The sequence below is a fragment of the Actinocorallia aurantiaca genome (assembly GCF_039533685.1).
Taxonomy (GTDB): domain Bacteria; phylum Actinomycetota; class Actinomycetes; order Streptosporangiales; family Streptosporangiaceae; genus Actinocorallia; species Actinocorallia aurantiaca.
This window is the reverse complement of the sequence record NZ_BAAATZ010000003.1, coordinates 252,786-272,611: the sequence shown is the minus strand read 5'-3', so window position 1 is coordinate 272,611 and position 19,826 is coordinate 252,786. Positions and strand designations below refer to the sequence as shown.

The following is a 19,826-nucleotide window of genomic DNA, read 5'->3' as shown; positions in this document are numbered from 1 at the left end:
GTGATCAGTCCCACTCCAAGCCGCCGCGCCGCCAGACGTAGGCGTACGCGACGAGGACGGTGACGATGAACAGCACCATCTCGATGAGACCGAAGATCCCCAGCCCGTCGAAGGCGACGGCCCAGGGGTACAAGAAGATGATCTCGATGTCGAAGACGATGAAGAGCATCGCCGTGAGGTAGTACTTCACGGGGAAGCGCCCGCCGCCGACCGGCTGCGGGGTCGGTTCGATCCCGCACTCGTAGGCTTCGAGCTTCGCCCTGTTCCAGCGTTTCGGCCCGGTGAAGGCCGCCATGATCACCGAGCCGATGGCGAAGGCCGCCGCCAGCGCGCCGAGCACGATGATCGGGTAGTAGAGGTCCACGGGTTTACACACCCCCCTCATAGCCAGTGATCTGTCTCACGCGTGTGAGCTGCATCATCCTAGTGAGAACGCGCATTGGTCCGTACCGGTGGGTTCAGTTGTAGTCATAGGTCAGGCATCCGGGGCAATCCGGGTCATCGCGTTGATGATCCGGTCCATCGCGTCCCCGCCGCGCGGGTCGGTCAGGTTGGCCAGCAGCTTCAGCGTGAAGCGCATCAGCGTCGGGTGCGGCAGCCCGTGCCGGGTGGCGAACTTCATCACCCGCGGATCGCCGATCGCCTTCACGAAAATTCGCCCGATCGTGAAGTAGCCCCCGTGCTCCTCCTTGAGGATCCGGGGGTACTCGTACAGCGCCCGTTCCCGCTGGGCGGCGGTCGGCCTGGCCAGCGCCTGCACGATGATGTCGGCGGCCAGGTGGCCCGACTCCATCGCGTAGTCGATGCCCTCGCCGTTGAACGGGTTGACCATTCCCCCGGCGTCGCCCACCAGGAGCAGGCCCCGGGAGTAGTGCGGCTGCCGGTTGAAGCCCATCGGCAGGGCCGCGCCGCGGATCGGCCCCGTCGCGTGCTGCTCGTCGAACTGCCACTCCTTGGGCATTCCGGCGGTCCAGCGGCGGAGCATCTCGCGGTAGTCGGTGTTCTGGAAGGACTTGGACGTGTTCAGCAGCCCGAGCCCGACGTTCGAGGTGCCGTTGCCGCAGCCGAACACCCAGCCGTAGCCGGGCAGGAGCTTCTCCCCGTCCCACAGCTCCAGCCAGGACTCGAGGTAGTCGTCCTCGTGGCGCGGCGTCTCGTAGTAGCACCGGACGGCGACGCCCATCGGCCGGTCCTCGCGCTTGCGGATGCCCATCGCCAGTGCCAGCCGGGCGGAGTTGCCGTCGGCGGCCACGACGAGCGGCGCGTGGAACTCCCGGCCGTCCTTGGTGCGCACCCCGGTCACCCGGTCGGTGCGCTCGTCGATGATCGGCTCGGTGACCGTGGTGCCCTGCATCAGGACGGCGCCGGCCCTCACCGCGTGCTCGGCCAGCAGCTGGTCCAGGTCCATGCGCGGGCGGACGAGGCCGAAGTCGGGGAAGGTGGCGAGCTCGGGCCAGGGGAGCTCCAGCCGCACCCCCCCGCCGTAGATGCGCAGGCCCTTGTTGCGGATCCAGCCGGGGGCGTTGATGTCCACGCCCATCGCGATGAGCTGCCGCACGGCCCGGGGGGTGAGGCCGTCCCCGCAGATCTTGTCGCGGGGGAAGGTCGCCTTCTCCAGGAGAAGGACCCTCATGCCCGCCTGCGCCAGGTAGTAGGCCGTGGTCGAGCCGGCCGGGCCGGCCCCCACGACGATCACGTCGGCGGCTTCGGGGGAATGCTCGCTCAACTTCCAACCCTTTTCGCTACGCTGCGGCAAGTGCGTTTGTGAACTACTTCACAAGCACCCTTCGTTGCGAGGCTACACCCGTTGCGCAAGGGATGGACGGACGAGGTTGCTACTCTTCGGTAATTGAAGCGTCCCTGACTTCACCAGGTGAAACGCCCGGCCTTTCGGGACCTCCGCTCACCGGGCGGATTCCCGCCCGGGCCTCAGGCCGGCGCCTCGGACCGGCGCCTCAGGCCGACGCGTCCTTCGGCTTGCGGGCGCGGTGGATGGCGGCGACCCCGAAGGTCAGGTCGCGCCACTGGACGCCCTCCCAGCCGGCCTCCCCGACCATCGCCGCCAGCGCGGGCTGGTCCGGCCAGCGCAGCGTGGACTCGGCCAGGTAGTTGTAGGAATCGGGGTTGGAACTCGCCTTCGCCAGCAGCGGCAGCCCCACCTTCAGATGGAACCCGTGCCCCAGCGAGAGCAGCTTGTTCGTCGGGTGGCTGACCTCGCAGATCACCAGACGGCCGCCCGGACGGGTCACCCGCAGCATCTCCCGCAGCGCGGCGTCCACGTCCGCGACGTTCCGCAGCCCGAAGGAGATGGTGACGGCGTCGAAAGAGGCGTCCTTGAAGGGGAGGCGGAGCGCGTCGCCCGCGACGAAAATCACACCGCGCCGGCCCTCCTGGCGACGGGTGCCGACCTGGAGCATGCCGAGGGAGAAGTCGCACGCGACGCAGTCGGCGCCGCCTTCGGCGATGGCCGCGGTGGACGTGCCGGTGCCCGCCGCCAGGTCCAGCACCCGCTCCCCGGAACGCGCGTCGATCGCCCTGGCCACGGCCTTGCGCCAGGCGCGGTCCCGGCCGCCCGTCATGAGGGTGTTGAGGAGGTCGTAACGCTCGGCCGTGTGGTCGAACATCGCGGCGACGTCGGAGGGCTTCTTGTCCAGATCAGCGCGGGTCATGGGAGCAGCCTAATCGGCCAGGGGCTTGTCCTCCGAGGTGCCCTCTGACTGGCGCCCCATCTTGGACGTGAGCGTGACGGAGACCTTGTCGCGCTGCCTGGACAGCACGACGTAGCTCACGATTCCGGAGATCAGGAAGGCCACGGCGAGGTTGAGCAGCCCCCTCATTCCGAGGAGGTAGAGGATCGCGGCCGTGGCCGCGACCAGCAGGAGCCTCGCGAGGCTGTAGACGATGACTGAACGCATGGTCCCTCGAGGTTATCCGCAGGTCAGCCGAGCTTCAGTCCAGGGTGCCCTCAAGGTAGATCCCGAGCCGGGCCGGCCGGGTTCAGGAGGGGGAGAAGAACAGGTCGGGATCCACGTTCCCGCCGGACAGGACCGCGACCGCGTCGCCCGGGGGCAGCTCCTCGCGGTGGAAGAGGAACGCGGCCGCCGCGACGGCGCCCGCGGGCTCGGCGACCAGGCGGGTCCTGACGGCCAGCAGCCGCATCGTCTCGCGGATCTCCTCCTCGGTCACCGTAACGATGTCGTCCACGTACTCGGCGATGTGCTGGAAGGGGATGTTCCCGACCCGGTCGACCCGCAGCGCGTCCGCCACCGTCCGCCGGGTGTCCTTGACGTCCCAGGCCACCGGGCGGCCCAGCAGGAAGGAGTCGCGCGCGTCCGCGGCCAGGGCCGGCTCGACCCCGACCACCCTGGTGCCGCGTCCCAGGCTCTTGACCGCGACGGCCGTACCGGCCAGCAGCCCTCCCCCGCCCACGGGCACGAGGACCACCCCGGCCTCCGGCGCGTCGGTCATGATCTCCAGCCCGACGGTGCCCTGGCCCGCGATCACCCTCCGGTCGTCGAAGGGCGCGATGAGGTCGTAGCCGTGCGCCCGGGCCAGCCGCTCGGCCGTCTCCGTCCTGGCCTCCATCGTCGGGTCCACCAGCACCACCTCGGCGCCGAGCCGGACGCACTCCCGGACCTTGACGTCCGGCGCGTCGTGCGGGATCACCAGCACCGCCCGGACGCCCAGCTCCCTGGCCGCGTAGGCGACCGCCTGGGCGTGGTTGCCGCTGGAGTGCGCGACGACCCCCGAAGGGCGCGCTCCCCCGAGGACGTCCGAGGTCATCGCCGCGTAGGCGCCCCGGATCTTGAACGCGCCGATCGGCTGCAGCGACTCGGGCTTTATCCACAGGGGCTCACCCGGATAACGGATGAGCGGAGTGCGCACCGCCACCCCGAGCAGCCGGCGGGCCGCTGCTTCGATCTCCGCCAATGTGACCAGATCGGACATGCCCGGGAGCCTATCCGTAAGAACGGTCCCCACAGGGGAGGCGGCACCGGCCGAAACCCTCATCTGCCGACGTATTCCATGGTCAAGCCTGGTGTCAATGGGCTCGCCGGGACTCCTGTGAGGCATGTCATGGTTACTTTTCGAGATAACCCCTGCTCATGGCGTCACTCAAAGTTATGTTTTACGAAAACAAGGCATGAATCGGTCTCGACCCGGCACACTTGGAATCTATCCACCCGCGACCAGAGCGGGACAAAAGGGGAGAGAATCCGTGGAAAGCACTAGTGAGCGTCTGTTGACCCCTGGTGAGGTCGCCGCCCTATTCCGGGTAGACCCGAAGACGGTCACCCGCTGGGCCGCCGCCGGCCGGATCAGCAGCATCCGCACTCCGGGGGGCCACCGACGGTTCCGCGAGTCCGAGGTGCACGCGCTGCTGCGCGGAGACGAACCGCTGGCGGAAGTCCGCTAGTCGGCCACCGGCCCCGGCGGGGTTCCGGGACCGGTGGTCCCCCCGGGCAGGCCCTCCTCGGCCGCCCCCTCCTCGGGCAGAGTGGACTTCCACTCCTCGAACTGCAGTCGCAGGGCCTCGTCGTCGCGCCGCCACCTGCCGCGCGCCTCGGCCAACTCCTCCTCGGTGCGGGCCTGCTCCGCGAGCCTCTCGTAATCCGGATCGTCCGGGCCGATCTCCACGTAAGCCTGCACGATCCCGTCCGCCTCGGTGAGCTCGCCGTGCGGCACGAGCAGCCTCCCATTGGCGAGTCTGATCACGTACATCCTCGTACCCCTCAGATTCCGTACCTGCGGTTGAAGAAGAGCATCACGTCGAGCGCCAGGCGGATGTTCCCGCCCAGCATGTCGACGAGGGCGGGACGCTGGTGCGAGGCGATGGCCGCGAACGCGTCGGCGAAGAACTCGCGCCGTCCGAGCTGTCCCCGCTGCCGGTGGAAGTCGCTCTGCAGGAACGGCGCGCAGTCGGCGTAGAGCCGCTGGAACCCGTGGGTGTCGGAGATCCAACCGCCCTCGGGATCGTCCACGTCGTCCAGGGCGTGGCCGATCTCGTGCATCATCACGTCCGGCGTGGGCGAGGGGCGGTCCCCCACCACGACCTTGCGGTTGCCGTAGGCGCCCGCGCAGATGTCCCATGTCGCCCGTCCCGAGGGCAGTCTCCTGCCCTTGAGATGGCCCATGTCGTCCAGTTCGGGCACTCCGCCGGGACCGACGTAGATGCCCTCGAGTCCCTCGGCCAGCTTCAGCTTGAGCCTCTCAGGGAGCATGGCGAGGCTCTCCACGGCGCGGACGACCTCGGGAGAGGGTGTCCCGTCGGCGAGATCCCACTGGCGGTGAAGGATGCCCTCCAGCGGACCGCAGTGCAGCCTGCCGTCCCCTCCCCAGGGATGGTCCGGAGCGTGCGGAGGCACCCGGGCCGCAGCCTCGGGTGCCTCTTCCAGCTCGAAGGCGCCGTAGTCGATCTTCCCCGCGGCGCGGAACCTCCCGCCCTGGTCCCTGGGCTGGGACTCCCTGGGCCTGGTCTCGGTGAGGGAGGCCCGCGCGGAACCGTCCGCGGTCTTACGGTGTCGACCCCAGCGCATGGCCCTCTCCCGCTTGAATGGACGCTTCCGTCCATTCAAGCGTGAAAGAGCACAAGATCACATTAAACGTCGGCGTAGGAGTGCAGTCCTTCGAGGAAGATGTTCACCCCGACCAGGTTGAACAGCAGCGCCGCGTAGGCGACGACGGAGACGACGGCGGCCTTGCGCCCCTTCCAGCCCGCGGTCGCCCGCGCGTGCAGGTAGCCGGCGTAGATGGCGAAGACGATGAAGGACCAGGTCTCCTTGGGGTCCCAGCCCCAGTAGCGGCCCCAGGCCTCGTCCGCCCAGATCGCGCCCGCGATGATGGCGAACGTCCAGACCGGGAAGACGAACATGGTCGCCTTGTAGGAGAGCCCGTCGAGGACCTCGGCCTTGGGCAGCCGGTCGAGGAGGCCCGTCCCGCCCTTCTCCTCGTGCCGGGCGGCGGCCAGGTACAGCAGCGCGGCCACGAAGCCGACGGTGAACCCGCCGGAGGCGACGATCGCGGCGCCGACGTGGATGGCGATCCAGTAGGACTTCAGCGCCGGGACCAGCTCGCCGGGCGCCTGGTAGAGCCAGATGGTCGCCGCGCCCATCCCCAGCACCGCCGCGAGCATGACGAACGTGCCGAGGAAGCGCGCCTTGCTGCGGACCAGCAGCACCAGGTACGCGGTCACCGCGGCCAGGCAGATCGCCACCACGAACTCGTACATGTTGCCCCACGGCCAGCGGGACACCGACAGGCCGCGGGCGACCACTCCGCCGGCGTGCAGCAGCCAGCCGAACACCGTGACGAGGACGGCGAACCTGCCCCAGTCGCGGCGCGGCGCGGCCTCGTCCACGACGGCGGCGGCGCCGTCGGCGTGCTCCACAGGAGCACCGGCTCCGGCCAGCTCCTTGGCGCGCGCCTTCACAGGGCGGGGGGAGAAGGCCAGATCCGCCGCGTAGCCGAGCATCGCGACCACGTACAGCAGGACCGCGCCGAGCAGCATGTTGTTGCTCAGGTCGGCGAGTTCGGTGTCGACCACCGTGTCACTCCTTGATCTTTCCGGCCGGCACCGGCTCGGGTTCCTCAGGGCGCAGATCGCGCAGCAGGTCGTCGAACTCCCCAGTGGGGGTCCCCAGGGTGAGGCCGCCGACCTCGACCACCGTACGCCCGTCCTCCCCGGCGCTCGCACGGACCCACACCCTGCGGCGCCGGGTCATCAGCGAGACGACCAGTCCGGCGATCGCCAGCGTGGCCGAGACCAGGGCGGGGACGCGGCCGGGGTCGTAGTTGACGGTCAGGGAGACGTACTCCTTGTACCCGGTGAAGGCGATCTCGCCCGCCCCGTCGGGGAGCTTCAGCGTCTCGCCGACGGCCATCGCCTTCCGCTCGGTCTTCAGCATCTCCAGCTTCTCGGCGTCCAGCTTGTAGACCGACTGGGGGACGCCGGAGTCCATGCCGAGGTCGCCCTTGAACGCGCCGATCACCGCGGCCATCGGGTTCAGCGCCCCGGGGAAGGAGGAGACGACCGACCGGCCGTCGTGCGAGGGCGCGGCCGTCGGCCAGAACATCATCTGGAAGCCCAGCTGCGGTTCGGCGTCGGGGGCCTTGAGGACGCCCTCCGAGGCCAGCGTCGCGGAGTCCATCGGCAGGAACTGGACCGCGTCGTCGAAGACCACGTTCCCCTTGCTGTCGGTGACCTTGAAGGTCGGGGCGTAGCCGTGGCCCAGCAGGTAGATCTTGGCCCCGGACACCTCCAGCGGGTGGTTCACCCTGACCGTCTCGGAGCGCTCGGCGGAGCCCGGCTCCTCGCGGTAGGTCATCCGCGCCGTGAACTCCCTGGCCTGCCCGGTCTGCGCGCCCGAGGAGACGAAGGTCGCCTCGAAGTCCTCCAGCGTCACCTGGAACGGGGCCAGGTCCTCGGGGTCGACCATGTGGCCGGGGTTGTACTCGGCGTAGTAGGACACCGAGTTGGAGAAGCCGTTGCCCTCGGTCAGCAGCAGGTTGCCCCGGTAGCCGAACATCGCGCCGAGGCCCACGGAGAAGATCAGGGCCAGCAGCGCCACGTGGAAGACCAGGTTCCCCGCCTCGTGCAGGTAGCCCTTCTCCGCGGAGACCGAGCCGCCGTCCGAGGCCAGGCGGAAACGACGCCCGCGCAGCTTCTCGCGGGCCTGCTCCAGCACCCGCTCCGGCGTCTCGGCGGAGGAGAACTCCGCGTGCTGCGGCAGCCTGGTGAAGCGCTTCGGCGCGGCCGGGGGGCGGGAGCGCAGGTTCTGCAGGAGCTGCCAGGAGCGCGGCAGGACGCAGCCGGCCAGCGAGACGAACAGCAGCAGGTAGATCGCCGCGAACCACGGCGCCGCGAACACGTCGAACAGCGACAGCCTGTCCAGCCACGGCGCGAGCTTCTCGTGCTCCTCGAAGTACTGGGCGACCCTCTCCGGCGACTGCCCGCGCTGAGGGAAGATCGAACCCGGTACCGAGGCCAGCGCCACCAGGAACAGCAGGATCAGCGCCGTCCGCATGGACGTGAGCTGCCTCCAGCCCCAGCGCAGCCACCCTGTCGGACTCATCTAGATCACCGTCCCGAAGCCGCCGATCCAGACCCGCAGCTCATTGTTCAATTCGGTCCACAGCCCGGTGACCAGCAGCACTCCGATCAGAACGAGCATTCCGCCGCCCAGCCTCATCACCAGCCGGTAGTGGCGTTTCACCCACCCGAAGACGGTGAGCGCCCTGCGGTAGGCCAGCGCGGTCAGCAGGAACGGCAGTCCCAGGCCCACGCAGTAGAAGAAGGAGAGAACGCCGCCGCGCAGCGGGGTCGCCTCGGTCATCGCCAGTGCCTGGATGGCGCTGAGCGTCGGGCCGATGCAGGGCGTCCAGCCCAGCCCGAACAGCAGCCCCAGCAGCGGCGCGCCCACCACGCCCGGACTGGGCAGGCGAGAGGATTTGAAGGTGCGCTGGAGGTCGGTGAACAGGCCCATGAACAGCAGGCCCATGAGGATCGTGATGACGCCCAGGACCCTGGTGAGCACCTCCTCGTAGGAGGAGAGCCAGTGGCCCAGGCCGCCGAACACGAACCCGTAGGCCATGAACACCACGGTGAAGCCCAGGACGAAGAGCGCGACGCCCGCGACGAGCCTGCCCTTGCGCTGCTCGGCGAGGTCCTCTCCGGTCATGCCCGTCACGTACGACAGGTAGCCGGGGACCAGCGGCAGGACGCAGGGGCTGAGAAAGGAGACCATGCCGGCCAGGAGCGCGAGCGGCAGGGCCATCACCAGCGCACCGCTGGTGATGGTCTCCTCGATGCCCGCCGCGACGGTCATCTCTCCGCGACGATCTTCGCCAGCGCCGGGTCGAGCCGGGACTTGCTGACGCTGCCGGGGAACTGCACCGCGACCCGGCCCTCGCGGTCCAGGATCAGGGTGGTCGGCAGCGCGCTCGGGTTCACCGACGAGAAGGCGTGGGTGATCTCGCCCTTGGGGTCGAAGAGGCTCGGGTAGGTGCTGCCGTACTTGCGCATGAACGCCTTGGCGCCGTCCCGGGTGTCCTGAACGTCGACGCCGAGGAACTCCACGTCCGCGTCCTTGTTCTCCTTGTAGGTCGCCTCCAGCGCGGGCGCCTCGGCCCGGCAGGGGCCGCACCAGGAGGCCCAGAAGTTCACGACGACGACCTTGCCCTCGTACGAGGCGAGGTCGATCCGCCCGCCGTCCACGGTCTCTCCTCCGACCTCGGAGGGGGACCTGCGGTCGTCCACCGGGATCGGCTCACCCGGCTTGGCCGCCGCGCCGCCTCCGGCGCAGCCTGCGGCCGACGTCAGAGCGACGGCCGCAAGGAGGGCGGGCACGACGGCACGGCGGATCATCAGCGGTACTCCTCATGCACTACAAGCTGTAGTACGCGACTGTACCCGGAGCTCAGGCGCCCGGGATGCTGGGGTGCCTGACCAGGTGGGCGGCGGGTTCGGCGTACTCGACCCCGGCGAGGACCTCGCCCTCGAAGATGAGGCTGGTGACGCTGGCCAGCCCGCACTGGCGGCGGCGCGGGTCGTGCCACAGCCGGACGCCCTCGGCGAGCCGGCGCGCGGTGTAGATCGGCAGCTGGTGGCTGACGCACACCGCCTCGCGGCCGCGGGCCGCGTCCCTCGCCTCCTGGCTGAAGGACCACATGCGGTCGGCGACCTCCTGGAAGGGCTCCCCCCAGGACGGCTTGAACGGGTTGGCGAACCGGCGCCAGACCCGGGGATCGGCCAGCCTCCCCATCCGGAAGACCTCGCCCTCGAACTTGTTGTCGGCCTCGATCAGCCGCATGTCCACCACGGGGGTCAGCCCCGTCGCGGCGGCCAGCGGGGCGATGGTCTCCTGGGCCCGGTCCAGGGGGGAGGTGTAGAGCACGGCGATGTCCCGGCCGGCGAACCATCCGGCGGCGGCCTTGGCCATCATGTGCCCGTCTTCGCTGAGGTGGAAGTCCGGGAGGCGGCCGTAGAGCACGCCCCTCGGGTTGTGGACCTCACCGTGGCGCAGAAGATGAACGATCGTGGTCTCAGTCATGGCGGGATCAGATTACCTTCACGTCCGGGGCATTCCCGTCTTGGTCGCCGCGGCCCTCGCGGCGTGCGGCAGGGCCTCGGCGATCCGCTCCAGCGCGGCGTCGTCGTGGGCCGCGCTGAGGAACCAGACCTCGTAGGAGGAGGGCGGCAGGTAGACGCCCCGGGCGAGCGCCTCGTGGAAGAAGGCGGCGTAGGCCGCCGAGTCCTGCCCCTGCGCCTGGGTGAAGTCCATCACCCGCTCGGCGGTGAAGAACACCGAGAAGAGGTTGCCCGCGGTCTGCAGCCGGTGCGGGACGCCCTCCTTCGTCAGCGCGTCGGTCACCCACTGCCCCACCAGGGACGCGGCGCGGTCGACCCGCTCGTAGACCTCGGGGGTGCAGTTGCGCAGCGTGGCCAGGCCGGCCGCGGTGGCCAGCGGGTTCCCCGACAGGGTGCCCGCCTGGTAGACCGGCCCGGCCGGGGCCAGGTGGTCCATGATCTCGGCGCGGCCGCCGAACGCGGCGGCGGGGAGGCCGCCGCCCATCACCTTGCCGTAGGTGAACAGGTCGGCCTCGACGCCCTCGCGGCCGAACCAGCCCGAGCGGGTCACCCGGAAGCCGGTGAGCACCTCGTCGATGATCAGCAGCGCGCCCGCCTTGTCGCACAGGCGGCGCAGCAGCTGGTTGAACCCGTCGATCGGCGGCACCACGCCCATGTTGGACGGGCACGCCTCGGTTATCACGCAGGCGATCTCGCCGCCGTACTCGGTGAACGCCTCCTCGAGGGCGACGGCGTCGTTGTAGGGCAGCACGATCGTGTCGGCCGTGGTGGCGCCGGTGACGCCCGGGGTGTCGGGCAGCCCGAGCGTGACGACTCCCGAGCCCGCCGCGGCCAGCAGCGAGTCGACGTGGCCGTGGTAGCAGCCCGCGAACTTGACGATCTTGGAGCGCCCGGTGAAGCCGCGGGCCAGCCGGATCGCCGACATGGTCGCCTCGGTGCCGGAGTTGACCAGGCGGACCTTCTGCACCGGGGTCCGCTCCACGATCTCCTCGGCCAGTTCCACCTCGCCCTGGGTGGGGGCGCCGTAGGACGTCCCGCGCGCCGCCGCCGCCTGGACCGCCCCGACCACCTCCGGGTGCGCGTGGCCCAGGATCATCGGGCCCCAGGAGCAGATCAGGTCGACGTAGGTGTTGCCGTCCGCGTCGGTCAGGTACGGGCCCTGCGCCGAGGCCATGAACCTGGGCGTTCCGCCCACCGCGCGGAAGGCCCGCACCGGGGAGTTCACCCCTCCGGGCACCACTTCCCGCGCCCGGTCGAACAGCTGCTGAGATCGCTCGGTGGAAGTCACCCGACCAGTCTGCCATCGTGGCGGGACCGCCCTCGTCCGGGTCCCACCATGATCACGTTGGGTGCCCGGAGGCCAGCGGGCGGCTACCGTCCGGACGCGTCCTTGTGCCGGACCTGACACAATCGGGTAACTCCCTTGACCATGGGCGGCGATCGCCGGTATCCACCCATGAAGGCGACTTAAATGCGGGTGTGGCAGGGAAGGGCTGAAGTGACGGAAGGCTGGACGGTACCGGGGTTCACTCTCGTAAGAGAGCTGGGTGCCGATGCCTCCGGGCGGCAGGTGCTCGCGACGGACGAGATGACCAAGACCCAGGTCACCATCCGCTACCTGTCCCCCGCGCTGATCAGGGACGAAGAGTTCGGCCTGCGGATGGGCCGGCTGTCCCAGCTGGAGGACGACAACCTCGTCCAGGTCTACGAGCTGGTGGACGGGGGGTCCGGCGCCGCCGTCGTCTCGGAGTACTTCGAGGGCGTGCCCCTGCGCAGGCTGCTCACCGACCCGCTGGACCCCGAGTCCGCGGTGGTGGTGCTGAGCGACATCCTGCTCGGCCTGGCCGCCGCGCACGCCAAGGGGATCACCCACGGCGACTGCTCTCCGGACAAGGTGCTCATCGCCCCCGACGGGCGGGCCAAGCTGTCGGACCTGGGCATCGGGGTGCCGCACGGCAAGGGCGCGCCCTCGGGCGACCCGGTCTACCAGGCGCCCGAGCGCTGGCAGGGCGCCCCGCAGAGCCCGCAGACCGACATCTACGCCGCCACCGGCGTGTTCGTGGAGTGCCTGACCGGCCGGCGGCTGTTCCCCGCCACCTCGATCGGCGCGCTGAACCGGGCGCACAGCAACGCCGCGATCCCCGTCATCGACGTGCCCGGGCCGCTGCGCTCCCTGGTGCTGCACGGCCTGGCCAAGGAGGCCGACAAGCGGCCCGCCTCGGCCGTGGAGTTCCTCACCGAGCTGGACGAGGCGGTCAGCCCCGTCTTCGGCGCCGACTGGGAGAAGCGCGGCCGCGCCCGGGTGCGGGAGCTGGCCCAGCGGGCCGCCACCGCGCCCGCCCCCCAGCCCCTGAACAAGGCCGAGGCCCGGACCTCGNNNCGCCGCCCCGCCGGACCTGAGCCGCGACCGGCGCCCCCTGCTCTTCGCCGGCGCCGGGATCGCCGCCGTGGTCCTGGTCGGCGGCGTCGCCTACGGGCTCAGCGGCTCCGGCGAGGACCCCGCCGCCGGTCCCACCCTCTCCCCCTCCCACCTGGCGGGGCCCGCGACGTCCGCACCGCCCGCCGACGGGACCACCACCCCGGCCACCCCCGCGCTCCAGGAGATCGACGGCTCGGAGCTGGCCGAGCGGATCTCCGACGCCACCGCGGACAAGGGCTCCTTCACGCTGTCCTTCCGCCGGACGGCGGGCAAGGAGGTCACCAGCGTCAGCGGCGGCTCCAAGGAGGGCTCCTACAAGGTCTCGGTGTCCGGCCCCAAGATGGAGAAGCGGCAGGTGGTCGTCGTCGGCGGCGACGGCTACCTGCAGCAGGGCGCCGCCTGGGCGAAGCTGCCGCTGGGCGGCAAGGCCAAGGGCTACGGGGTCCTGGTCGAGCAGGCCCGCTGGGGCACCTCCGTGGAGGAGCTGAGCGCCCTGCTGGAGGACGCCCAGACCGTCACCCGCAACGGCAACCGCTGGGTCGGCGCCGTGCCGCAGGCGTCCGGGCTGGACGCCGTCGCGCCCGGCTACCGCAAGGCCAAGGTCTCCTTCGAGCTCCAGGTGGGCTCCAACTGGCTGCCCAAGCAGGTCAAGCTGACCATCACCGCCGCGGGCAAGCCCAAGGTCGTCACCACCACGGCCTTCTCCAAGTGGGGCGGCAAGATCACCATCAAGGCCCCCGCGAAGCGCTGAGGGCCCGCACGGGCCCGTGGACACGGCGAGCCCTCCTTCCCTGAGGGGAAGGAGGGCTCGATGCCTTCCGAGGGGCCGCAGCGGCCCTGAGAGCCTCAGTCGACGAGGAACTCCAGCACGCGCAGCGGGTCGGGCAGCCCGGAGCCGTCCGGAGGCCTGACCCAGGAGACCGCGCGTCCGAACGGCAGGACGGACGGGGGCGCGACCACGTAGCTGTCCCGGCAGTGCCAGCGCATGCCCGGGGTGTCGGCGAGGGTCTCGGGCGAGCAGTCCAGATGGCAGGACCACCACTCGGCCTCGTCCTCGGGGGCGCCCCTGGTGGCGACGAAGAACAGGTAGCGCTCGCCGCCGACGGCCGCGACGGGCCCGGCCTCGGCCCCTGCGGCGGCCATCGCGGAGAGGGCGGCCAGACCCGTCTCGGCGGGGACGTCGAACACGTCGAAGACCCGGCCGGTGGGCAGGATCACGTTGGCGTCGGGGGTGCGCTCCCACCAGCGGTCGAGCGTCTCCCGGTCGGTGGTGGCCTGGCGCGCCCAGCCCGTCGAGACCGGGTGCGCGCCCGGGTCGGGGCAGCCGATCCGGTCGCAGGAGCAGGCCCGGTCGCCGGCGGCGGGCGCGGACGCCCCCGTCACGGTGGCCCAGCCCCTCGCCGCGTATTCCCGGGCCGCCTCGACCAGCCGTTCCCCGGCCGCGGCCCGCTGCTCCCTGGCCCGCTGCTCCTTGGCCTGCTGGTTCTTAGCGCGAGTACTGCGGGTGACCGCCAACATCTATCGCCCCCCGAGGAGAAACCGCCTTTCCCCAGATCATGGCGAAAGGCGAGGGAAACCTGCGCACCGACCCCTGGATACGGTCCCAAATGACTATACGCAGGCCGCCCCGGCCGCCGTTCGGCCGGGGTTCACAGCGGTTCCACCGCCATATGAATGCGGAAGAGGAGCTCACGCGCCTCAGGAGCCGCTCACAGGCTCCGGGCGACCTCGGTGGCCCAGTAGGTCAGGACGAGGTCCGCGCCCGCCCTCTTGATGGAGACCAGCGACTCGTGGATCGCCCGTTCCCGGTCGATCCAGCCCCGGGCGGCGGCGGCCTCGATCATCGCGTACTCGCCGCTCACCTGGTAGGCGGCGACCGGGACGTCCACGAGGTCCTTCACCTGGCGGAGGACGTCGAGGTAGGCGCCGGCGGGCTTGACCATGACGAGGTCGGCGCCCTCCTCCAGGTCCAGGCGGACCTCGCGCAGCGACTCCCGGGCATTGGCCGGGTCCTGCTGGTAGGCGGCGCGGTCGCCGAACTGCGGGGCGCACTCGGCGGCGTCGCGGAACGGGCCGTAGAAGGCGGAGGCGTACTTCGCCGAGTAGGCCATGATCGGGACGTCCTGGTGCCCGGCCCCGTCCAGCGCGGCGCGGATCGCCCGCACCTGGCCGTCCATCATGCCGCTGGGCGCCACCACCTGGGAGCCCGCCTCGGCCTGTGCCACCGCGATCGAGGCGTACCGCTCCAGCGTCGGGTCGTTGTCGACCTCGCCGGACGGCGTGAGCAGACCGCAGTGGCCGTGCGAGGTGTACTCGTCCAGGCACAGGTCCGTCATCAGGACGATCGCGTCGCCCAGGTCGGACGACAGGTCGCGCAGCGCCCGCTGCATGATCCCGTTCGGGTCGTCGGCCGCCGAGCCCCGCTCGTCCTTCTCCGCGGGGATGCCGAACAGCACCAGCCCGCCGACCCCCGCCTCGGCGGCCTCGTGGGCCGCCTTGCGCAGGCTGTCGAGGGTGTGCTGGTACACGCCCGGCATCGAGGAGACCTCGGCCGGGGTGTCGATGCCCTCTTTGACGAACATGGGCAGGACCAGCTCGGCCGGGTTCAGCCGGGTCTCGGCCACCAGCCGGCGCAGCGCGGCCGACCGGCGCAACCTGCGCGGACGCTCGATCATCATGTGAACCTCTTCTTCCGGGCCCCCCGCCGCATCTGACTGGGCTTGCGCAGCGACTCGCCCGCCTCGATCTGGGCGGCTCTCCGCTTTGCACCGTACTCCGCCAAGGCGACCGCCAAGTCCGTGATGGAAGGCTTCTCGGCCATCACGTCGACGCGCAGGCCGTACTCCTCGGCGGTCTTGGCGGTCTGCGGCCCGATGACCGCGATGACCGTCACATTGTGCGGCTTGCCGGCGATGCCGATGAGGTTCTTGACCGTGGAGGAGCTGGTGAACAGCACCGCGTCGAACCCGCCGCCCTTGATCGCCTCGCGGATCGGCTGCGGGGGCGGGGCCGCCCGGACCGTCCGGTAGGCGGTGACGTCGTCGCACTCCCAGCCCAGCTCGGTCAGGCCCGAGATCAGCCGGTCGGTGGCGATGTCGGCGCGCGGCAGCAGCACCCGGTTGATCGGGTCCAGGTCCTCGTCGTAGGGCGGCCAGATCTCCACCAGGCCCTCGCCCGACTGGTTGACCGGCGGCATGAGGTCGGGCTGCACCCCGAACTCCACCAGCGAGGCCGCCGTCTGGTCGCCCACCGCGGCGACCTTCAGACCGGCGAAGGCGCGGGCGTCCAGGCCGTACTCGGCGAACTTCTCCCGCACCGCCTTCACCGCGTTGACCGAGGTGAAGACCACCCACTCGTAGCGTCCGGTCACCAGGCCCTTGATGGCCCGGTCCATCTGCTGCGGGGTGCGCGGCGGCTCCACCGAGATGGTGGGGACCTCCTCGGGCACCGCGCCGTAGGAGCGCAGCTGCTCCGACAGGTCGGCGGCCTGCTCCTTGGTGCGCGGCACCAGGACCCGCCAGCCGAACAGCGCCTTGGTCTCGAACCAGGACAGCTTCTTCCGCCAGTTCACCACGTCGCCGACCACGATCAGCGCCGGGGATTCCATGCCCTTGGTCTCGGCGTACAGCCGGTTGAGGGTGGTCACCACCGTCTCCTGCTCGGTGGTGCTGCCCAGGCTGGTGCAGGCGGCCGGGGTGGAGTCCTTGCGGCCCGCCGAGATCAGCCGCTTGGCGACCTCGCTGACATGGCCCTCGGCGCCCAGGATGACCAGGGTCGCGTCGCCTCCCGCGACGGACTCCCACTCCACGCCGCCGTCGGACACGTCGATCACCCGCACCTCGCGGGTCCGCTCGTCCCGCAGCGGGAACCCGGCGAACTGCGGGACCGCCGTCACCGCCGACACCCCCGGGACGACCTCGAAGGGGATCTTCTCGTCGGCGCACGCGGCGGCCTCCCGGGCCGCCTTGCCGCCCAGCCCGGAGTCCCCGGAGACCAGTCGGACCACCTCTCCGTCGCGGGCGGCCGCCAGCACCAGCTTGACCGCGTCGCGCTCGTCCGCGTCGACGATCTCGGCTTCGGGAGCGCAGTGCCTGAGCACTTCCGCAGGGCAGCTCGAACGGTTCACCACGACCGTGTCCGCGCGGCCCAGCGCCTCGGCTCCACGCAGTGTCAGCAGGCCGGGGTCACCCGGTCCGAGTCCTACGAAAGTGACGGTCATGGTGCCTCCATCAGCTTGTCGGCCCCCTGGTCGAAGAGCTGGGCCGCGAGCTCCCTGCCCAGCTCCACGGCCCGTTCGGGGTGGCCGCTAGCGGAGAGCCTGATCTGGCTCGCGCCGTCCAGGGAGACGACCGCGGCGGTCAGGCTCAGTACTTCGTTCTCCACCCGTGCGAACGCGCCCACCGGAGCGGAACAGCCCGCCTCGAGCACCGCGAGGACGGTGCGCTCGGCGGTGACGGCCGCCCGGGTGTCCGGGTCGTCCAGCACGCGGAGGAGTTCGATCAATTCGGCGTCGCCGGTGCGGCACTCGACCGCGAGCGCGCCCTGCCCGGGGGCGGGCAGCATCAGCTCGGGCTCGAAGAGCTCGCCGACCTGCCCGGTGCGGCCGATCCTGGTCAGGCCGGCGTTGGCCAGCACCACCGCGTCCAGTTCGCCGTCGGTGACCTTGGCCAGCCGGGTGTCGGCGTTGCCGCGGATCGGGACCACCTCGAGGTCCGGGCGCAGCGCCCGGAGCTGGGCGACCCTGCGCGGCGAGCCGGTGCCGACCTTCGCGCCGACAGGCAGGTCCGCCAGCCGGCAGGGGCCGCACAGCGCGTCCCTGTGGTCGTGGCGCGGCGGCAGCGCGACCAGCTCGATGCCCTCGGCGGGCGAGGTCGGCAGGTCCTTCAGCGAGTGCACGGCGAAGTCCACCGTGCCGGCGAGGATCTCCTCGCGCAGCCGGTTGACGAACACGCCGGTGCCGCCGATCTGGGCGAGCAGCGCCTTGTTGACGTCGCCCTCGGTGGTGATCCCGACCAGCTCCACGGCGCGTCCCGTGGCCTCGGTCAGCGCGTCGGCGACCATTCCCGACTGGGTCATCGCCAGCAGGCTCTTGCGGGTGCCCAGCTTCAGAGTGCTCACGCCTTGCTCCGTTCCTGCCGCTCCGGCCCCTTGGGTGCGGGCAGGTCGGCGCGGGTCACGGCCTGCGGGGCCGAGGGGTCGAGGTCGAAGAGTTCGCGCAACGCGTCGGCGTAGGAGTCGCCGCCGGGAGAGGAGGCCAGCTCCTTGACCCGGACGGTCGGGGCGTGCAGCAGCTTGTCGGCCACCCGCCGGACGGTCATCGCGAGCTCGTGTTCGGTCTTGGGGTCGAGGCCGGGGAGCTTCGCGCGCAGCCGCGCCAGTTCCAGCTCCACCACCTCGGCGGCCCGGGTGCGCAGCGCGACCACGGTCGGCGCCACGGCGGCGGCGCGGGCGGCGGACAGGAAGGCCGCCACCTCGTCCGCGACGATCTGCCGGACCGCCTCCACCGCCTCGGGGCCGATGGCCCGCGCGGACTCCTCCGCGGTGCGCAGGTCCTCCAGGCCGGCCAGGCCGGTGCCCTCGACGGCGCGGACCTCCGGGTCGACGTCGTGCGGCAGGGCGAGGTCGAGGATGAAGCGGCGTCCGGGGACGAGCTGCTCCCGGCTGATCATCAGCCCGGCGCCGGTGCAGGAGACGATCAGGTCGGCGGAGTTCAGTTCCCCGTCGAGGTCCTCCAGCCGCAGCGCGCGGGCCGGGACGCCGGTGGTCCGCGCCGAGTCGGCCAGCCGCTCGGCCTTGGCGTAGGTGCGGTTGGCGACCACGATCTCGGCGACGCCCGCCCGGGCCAGCGTGGCCACGGCCAGGCCGCTCATCGCGCCCGCGCCGATCACCAGGGCCCCGCACCGGGACAGGTCCCCCAGGTGGTTCTCGGCGACCTGGAGCCCGACGCTGACCAGCGACGCCCCCGCCTGGTCGATGCCGGTGTCGGAGTGCGCCCGCTTGCCGACCCGCAGCGCCCGCTGGACGACCTCGTGCAGGGTGCGCCCGATGGTGCCCTCGGTCTGCGCCAGCCGGAAGGCGGCGCGGATCTGGCCGAGGATCTGGCCCTCGCCGACGACCATCGACTCCAGCCCGCAGGCGACCGTGAAGGCGTGCTGGACCGCCCTGTCCTCGTAGTGCACGTACAGGTGCCGGGACAGTTCCTCGAGAGGCACGCCGGAGTGCCGCGCGAGCGACTCGGAGATCAGCTGGACGCCGCCGTGGAACTTGTCCACCGAGGCGTACACCTCGACCCTGTTGCAGGTCGAGACGATCATCACCTCGCTGACCGCCTCGTGCACCTCGTGCAGCAGCTTGACCAGGTCGTCACCCGTGATCGACGTCCGCTCCAGCAGTGTGACGGGGGCTGACCTGTGGCTCAGACCGACGACTAGCAGGCTCATGGATGTACCTCGATGTACTCCTCATGGGGTCCGCCGGCCTTACGCTGCTCGTGGAACGCGAGGATCTGCAGTTCTATCGACAGGTCGACCTTGCGGACGTCGACGCCCTCGGGGACGCTGAGGACGACGGGGGCGAAATTGAGCACGCTGGTGACCCCGGCGGCGACCACGCGGTCGCACACCGGCTGAGCCGCCGCCGCGGGCGTGGCGATGACGGCTATGGACACACCCTGGTCCTTGATGATGGTCTCCAGCTTGTCTGTGTGCTCCACGGTGAGTCCGGCGATGCGCTCGCCGACGATGGAGGCGTCGGCGTCGAGCAGCCCGGCCACCCGGAAGCCCCGGGACGCGAACCCCCCATAACCTGCGAGGGCGCGGCCAAGGTTACCCACCCCGATGATGGCCACCACCCAGTCCTGGGTGAGACCGAGTTCACGTGAGATCTGGTACACGAGGTACTCAACCTCGTACCCGACCCCGCGTGTGCCATACGAGCCGAGGTGGGACAGGTCTTTACGCAGCTTGGCGGAGTTCACCCCGGCCGCCGCCGCCAGCTCCTCCGAGGAGACCGTCTCGACGCCCCGCTCCTTCAGGCCCTGAAGGGCCCGCAGGTAGACGGGAAGCCGCGCCACCGTGGCTTCCGGGATCCCCTTGGAGGAGTCCTTGAAGGCCTTCGCGTTCGTCTGCCGGGGGTTCATCGCGGGTGGCGTGGCCTCTCTGCACTGCCTCCCCCGGAGGGGAGGCGCGTTTCCTTCAGGTTAACCCCATTGTGAACGAACGCACAAAGTCGCCGAATCGCGTTCTAGGAAATTCTCCCCGTTGACAGGCGCGGTCTTCGTGTCGATGTGACAAAAGAGACACACTCTCTCTTCTCCCGACA

The 19,826-nt window shown here is 70.8% G+C and carries 22 protein-coding genes and 1 pseudogene; 3 read left to right on the top strand and 20 right to left on the bottom strand.

What is annotated here, in order from left to right; genetic code table 11:
- Positions 1–4 precede the first annotated feature (4 nt).
- The 5 genes from ABD327_RS04425 to ABD327_RS04405 all read right to left on the bottom strand — a co-directional run bounded on the left by ABD327_RS04425 (position 5) and on the right by ABD327_RS04405 (position 3,948).
- A complete protein-coding gene (locus ABD327_RS04425; RefSeq protein ID WP_344448829.1) occupies positions 5–364 on the bottom strand; it encodes an NADH-quinone oxidoreductase subunit A in 360 nt (119 codons plus the stop codon).
- Positions 365–475: 111 nt separating this feature from the next.
- Complete coding sequence (locus ABD327_RS04420) at positions 476–1,726, bottom strand: geranylgeranyl reductase family protein (protein WP_344448828.1); 1,251 nt, start codon at positions 1,724–1,726, stop codon at positions 476–478.
- Positions 1,727–1,955: 229 nt separating this feature from the next.
- Positions 1,956–2,669 carry a demethylmenaquinone methyltransferase gene (locus tag ABD327_RS04415; RefSeq protein ID WP_344448827.1) on the bottom strand — a complete coding sequence of 238 codons (714 nt, stop codon included), beginning with the start codon at positions 2,667–2,669 and terminating at the stop codon, positions 1,956–1,958.
- 9 nt (positions 2,670–2,678) lie between these two features.
- Complete coding sequence (locus ABD327_RS04410) at positions 2,679–2,915, bottom strand: DUF4229 domain-containing protein (RefSeq protein ID WP_344448826.1); 237 nt, start codon at positions 2,913–2,915, stop codon at positions 2,679–2,681.
- Positions 2,916–2,997: 82 nt separating this feature from the next.
- Entirely contained in the window at positions 2,998–3,948 is a 951-nt protein-coding gene (locus ABD327_RS04405) for a threonine ammonia-lyase (protein ID WP_344448825.1), read from the bottom strand.
- Positions 3,949–4,219: 271 nt separating this feature from the next.
- Between ABD327_RS04405 and ABD327_RS04400 the strand changes: the two genes are divergently transcribed.
- A complete protein-coding gene (locus tag ABD327_RS04400; RefSeq protein WP_106397192.1) occupies positions 4,220–4,417 on the top strand; it encodes a BldC family transcriptional regulator in 198 nt (65 codons plus the stop codon).
- Here ABD327_RS04400 and ABD327_RS04395 read toward each other — a convergent pair.
- The 8 genes from ABD327_RS04395 to hemL form a co-directional block, all read right to left on the bottom strand.
- Positions 4,414–4,722 carry a hypothetical protein gene (locus ABD327_RS04395; protein ID WP_344448824.1) on the bottom strand — a complete coding sequence of 103 codons (309 nt, stop codon included), beginning with the start codon at positions 4,720–4,722 and terminating at the stop codon, positions 4,414–4,416. The genes ABD327_RS04400 and ABD327_RS04395 overlap by 4 nt on opposite strands.
- An 11-nt stretch (positions 4,723–4,733) precedes the next feature.
- Entirely contained in the window at positions 4,734–5,537 is an 804-nt protein-coding gene (locus ABD327_RS04390; RefSeq protein ID WP_344448823.1) for a hypothetical protein, read from the bottom strand.
- Positions 5,538–5,599: 62 nt separating this feature from the next.
- Positions 5,600–6,544: a c-type cytochrome biogenesis protein CcsB gene (gene ccsB / locus ABD327_RS04385; protein ID WP_344448822.1), complete on the bottom strand. Its 945-nt coding sequence runs from the start codon at positions 6,542–6,544 to the stop codon at positions 5,600–5,602.
- Between the two features lie 4 nt (positions 6,545–6,548).
- On the bottom strand, positions 6,549–8,072 hold the full coding sequence (gene resB / locus ABD327_RS04380; RefSeq protein WP_344448821.1) for a cytochrome c biogenesis protein ResB: 1,524 nt from the start codon (positions 8,070–8,072) through the stop codon (positions 6,549–6,551).
- Positions 8,073–8,825, bottom strand: coding sequence for a cytochrome c biogenesis CcdA family protein (locus tag ABD327_RS04375; RefSeq protein WP_344448820.1), 753 nt, complete (start codon positions 8,823–8,825; stop codon positions 8,073–8,075).
- Positions 8,822–9,364, bottom strand: a complete 543-nt coding sequence (locus ABD327_RS04370) for a TlpA family protein disulfide reductase (RefSeq protein ID WP_344448819.1) — start codon at positions 9,362–9,364, stop codon at positions 8,822–8,824. The genes ABD327_RS04375 and ABD327_RS04370 overlap by 4 nt, the downstream gene beginning before the upstream one ends.
- A 52-nt stretch (positions 9,365–9,416) precedes the next feature.
- Positions 9,417–10,049, bottom strand: coding sequence for a histidine phosphatase family protein (locus ABD327_RS04365; RefSeq protein WP_344448818.1), 633 nt, complete (start codon positions 10,047–10,049; stop codon positions 9,417–9,419).
- An 18-nt stretch (positions 10,050–10,067) separates the two neighbouring features.
- A complete protein-coding gene (gene hemL / locus ABD327_RS04360) occupies positions 10,068–11,375 on the bottom strand; it encodes a glutamate-1-semialdehyde 2,1-aminomutase (RefSeq protein ID WP_344448817.1) in 1,308 nt (435 codons plus the stop codon).
- A 183-nt stretch (positions 11,376–11,558) separates the two neighbouring features.
- On the opposite strand from hemL, the pseudogene ABD327_RS37415 reads away from it, so the two are divergent.
- Positions 11,559–12,242, top strand: a pseudogene (locus ABD327_RS37415) (serine/threonine-protein kinase); the annotation flags it as partial.
- On the opposite strand, the gene ABD327_RS04350 reads toward ABD327_RS37415, so the two are convergent.
- Positions 12,125–12,445, bottom strand: coding sequence for a hypothetical protein (locus ABD327_RS04350; protein WP_344448815.1), 321 nt, complete (start codon positions 12,443–12,445; stop codon positions 12,125–12,127). The pseudogene ABD327_RS37415 and the gene ABD327_RS04350 overlap by 118 nt on opposite strands.
- Positions 12,446–12,534: 89 nt before the next feature.
- Between ABD327_RS04350 and ABD327_RS04345 the strand changes: the two genes are divergently transcribed.
- Entirely contained in the window at positions 12,535–13,257 is a 723-nt protein-coding gene (locus ABD327_RS04345; RefSeq protein WP_344448814.1) for a hypothetical protein, read from the top strand.
- 95 nt (positions 13,258–13,352) lie between these two features.
- Here ABD327_RS04345 and ABD327_RS04340 read toward each other — a convergent pair whose 3' ends face one another.
- The 6 genes from ABD327_RS04340 to ABD327_RS04315 all read right to left on the bottom strand — a co-directional run bounded on the left by ABD327_RS04340 (position 13,353) and on the right by ABD327_RS04315 (position 19,644).
- Complete coding sequence (locus ABD327_RS04340) at positions 13,353–14,024, bottom strand: bifunctional DNA primase/polymerase (protein WP_344448813.1); 672 nt, start codon at positions 14,022–14,024, stop codon at positions 13,353–13,355.
- 191 nt (positions 14,025–14,215) lie between these two features.
- On the bottom strand, positions 14,216–15,184 hold the full coding sequence (gene hemB / locus ABD327_RS04335; RefSeq protein ID WP_344448812.1) for a porphobilinogen synthase: 969 nt from the start codon (positions 15,182–15,184) through the stop codon (positions 14,216–14,218).
- Positions 15,181–16,725 (bottom strand): bifunctional uroporphyrinogen-III C-methyltransferase/uroporphyrinogen-III synthase, encoded by a 1,545-nt coding sequence (locus ABD327_RS04330; RefSeq protein WP_344448811.1) that lies wholly within the window; start codon positions 16,723–16,725, stop codon positions 15,181–15,183. Before ABD327_RS04330 ends, hemB begins: the two co-directional genes overlap by 4 nt.
- Positions 16,722–17,624, bottom strand: coding sequence for a hydroxymethylbilane synthase (gene hemC / locus ABD327_RS04325; RefSeq protein ID WP_344448810.1), 903 nt, complete (start codon positions 17,622–17,624; stop codon positions 16,722–16,724). The genes ABD327_RS04330 and hemC overlap by 4 nt, the downstream gene beginning before the upstream one ends.
- Entirely contained in the window at positions 17,621–18,946 is a 1,326-nt protein-coding gene (locus tag ABD327_RS04320) for a glutamyl-tRNA reductase (RefSeq protein ID WP_344448809.1), read from the bottom strand. The genes hemC and ABD327_RS04320 overlap by 4 nt, the downstream gene beginning before the upstream one ends.
- Positions 18,943–19,644, bottom strand: coding sequence for a redox-sensing transcriptional repressor Rex (locus ABD327_RS04315; RefSeq protein ID WP_344448808.1), 702 nt, complete (start codon positions 19,642–19,644; stop codon positions 18,943–18,945). Before ABD327_RS04315 ends, ABD327_RS04320 begins: the two co-directional genes overlap by 4 nt.
- Between the last annotated feature and the right edge of the window lie 182 nt (positions 19,645–19,826).